The 1,867-nt window shown below is 60.2% G+C and carries 3 protein-coding genes; 1 reads left to right on the forward strand and 2 read right to left on the reverse strand.

Features of this window, described 5'->3' with window-relative positions:
- Positions 1 to 735: MFS transporter (locus BKD70_RS22290; RefSeq protein WP_139145791.1), on the forward strand; the 735-nt coding region annotated here is incomplete at its 5' end.
- 49 nt (positions 736 to 784) lie between these two features.
- Here BKD70_RS22290 and BKD70_RS22295 read toward each other — a convergent pair.
- Together BKD70_RS22295 and BKD70_RS22300 are read right to left on the reverse strand one after the other, a co-directional pair.
- Positions 785 to 1,501, reverse strand: a complete 717-nt coding sequence (locus BKD70_RS22295) for a hypothetical protein (protein WP_034128720.1) — start codon at positions 1,499 to 1,501, stop codon at positions 785 to 787.
- Positions 1,502 to 1,585: 84 nt separating this feature from the next.
- Positions 1,586 to 1,867: aminotransferase class III-fold pyridoxal phosphate-dependent enzyme (locus BKD70_RS22300; protein WP_139145792.1), on the reverse strand; the 282-nt coding region annotated here is incomplete at its 5' end.

Here is a 1,867-nt window from a genome sequence, read left to right on the forward strand (position 1 = left end):
GRCAGCTTGATCTTCCTCAGCAATGCCGACGCGGTCTTCTACATCAATGCCGTGCTGTCCCTGCTGGCCTTCGCCGCCTGCCTGCGGTTTGGTCGGTCTCGGCAGGCCACCCAAGGCGTACCTGTCGCCGTCAAAGGCGAGGGCTTGCCCGAGGTGGCGGCTCATGAGCGTTCGCGACTGCTGGTGATCCTGTTGGCAGCGCTGCCGGTGCACGTGGCTTACGCATTACCGCCGACTTTTCTGTCGGCGTACATCATCAACTACACCCAATTGCCGGCCTATTACGTGGGCATCATCTTTTTTATCAATGCGTTGCTAGTGATTGTGTTTGAAGTGCCGATCAACCTGCGCATGGCGCACTTGTCGAGCAGTCGCTCGCTGATCATTGGCCTGTTGCTGGCAGGCTGCGGTTTCTTCTTGATGGGCTTTGGTCAGGTCGGCGCGCTGTTGGTGCTTGCTACGGTGTTGTGGAGCCTGGGCGAGATGATTGTGTTCCCCGCGATCACCCACTACGTCAGCAGCATTTCCAGCCGCGACAGCGTGGGCCGCAACCTTGGCTACTACTCGGCGGGCGTCAACATCGGCGTGATGATCGCGCCCTCGTTGGCGTTCATGTTGCTGGCCCGGCCAACCTTGCCGTCACCGTGGCTGCTGGCAGGCTGTGTGTTGTTGCTGTTCGCAATCGCCGTGGGGATGATGAAAAGCTCGGCGGTGTTGTGGAATAAAGAGGCGTAGACGGCAACCGGCGCTGCGCCTTGCGCGCGCGCCTGGTTGCGTCAGCTACTTACTGGGCGGCGATGGCGTAGCCGTCAAAGGCGCTTTGCTGTTGCAGCGCGGTCACGATGCTCTTGCGCGTGACCGGTTGCTCGGCGCCGCTGTTGTCGATGAAGGTTTCGCTCGCAAGTTCCGCCTCGCTGCCTTCGCCCACAAAGGTGAAACCCAGGAACTCCAGCGCTTCGCGGTCCACATTGAGCTTGGAGCGCGGCGTGCGCAGCGGCAAGGTGACGCTGATGCCATCCTTGCTGATCACAAACACTTCGGTGTCTTTCTTGGCGCGTGCAGCCTTGCCCTTGCCGGCGCTCGGGTTGCTGATGGCCTGGTGCGACTGGTTAAGCACTTTGAGGGCCAGGCCATAGACCAATTCCTGGAACTCGGGATCGTCCTTGAAGCTGGACAGGATGCGGCTGATCGAGAACTGGCTGCTCAGGTGTTCCAGGGCGGCGTTGTCTGCGGCTTCGGCGTCTTTCAATTGTTTGAGCTGGCCCATCAGGTCATAGGCTTTGTCATCGTCGAAGGCATCGTGGGCCTGGCGGATGGCAACGCGTAGCTCGCGGATCTGGTCGCTTTCCTTGGAGGTATGAAACGCGTCCAGCACCATCTCGCTGATGATCTTGGCGGCTGGCACATGCTGTGAAAGATTGATGGCGTTTTCGTATTCGGCTTTGGCGTACAGGGCGACTACGGATTCTTCGGCGGATTTTTCGGTGTAGGAATCAGACATTAAAATTTCACTGCGTAGTATGCGGAGAGACAAAAAAACGTCGGGCATTTTCAGCGGGTGAGGGGATCAGGTCAAGGCAGCCCGCTATTCGTCCAGCTGTGTGAGGCACGCCTGGAAGATATCCAGGCCTTCCTCCAACACCGCAGGTTCAATGGTCAGCGGGGCCAGCAAGCGCACGATGTGCCGCGACTTGCCGCTGGGCATCAGCAGCAAGCCAGCCTCTCGCGCCAGCTCCAGCAGTTGCGCCAGTTGCTTGGGAGCGGGTGTGCCGTCGGCGTGGGCCAGTTCAATGCCCCGCATGGCGCCGACACCGGTGAGGCGGCCCAGGTAGGGCGACAGTTGCTGCGCGCGCCAGGCTTCATAGCG

Origin of the sequence: Pseudomonas sp. BS-2016, assembly GCF_001806145.1 — a bacterium.
Classification (GTDB): domain Bacteria; phylum Pseudomonadota; class Gammaproteobacteria; order Pseudomonadales; family Pseudomonadaceae; genus Aquipseudomonas; species Aquipseudomonas lundensis.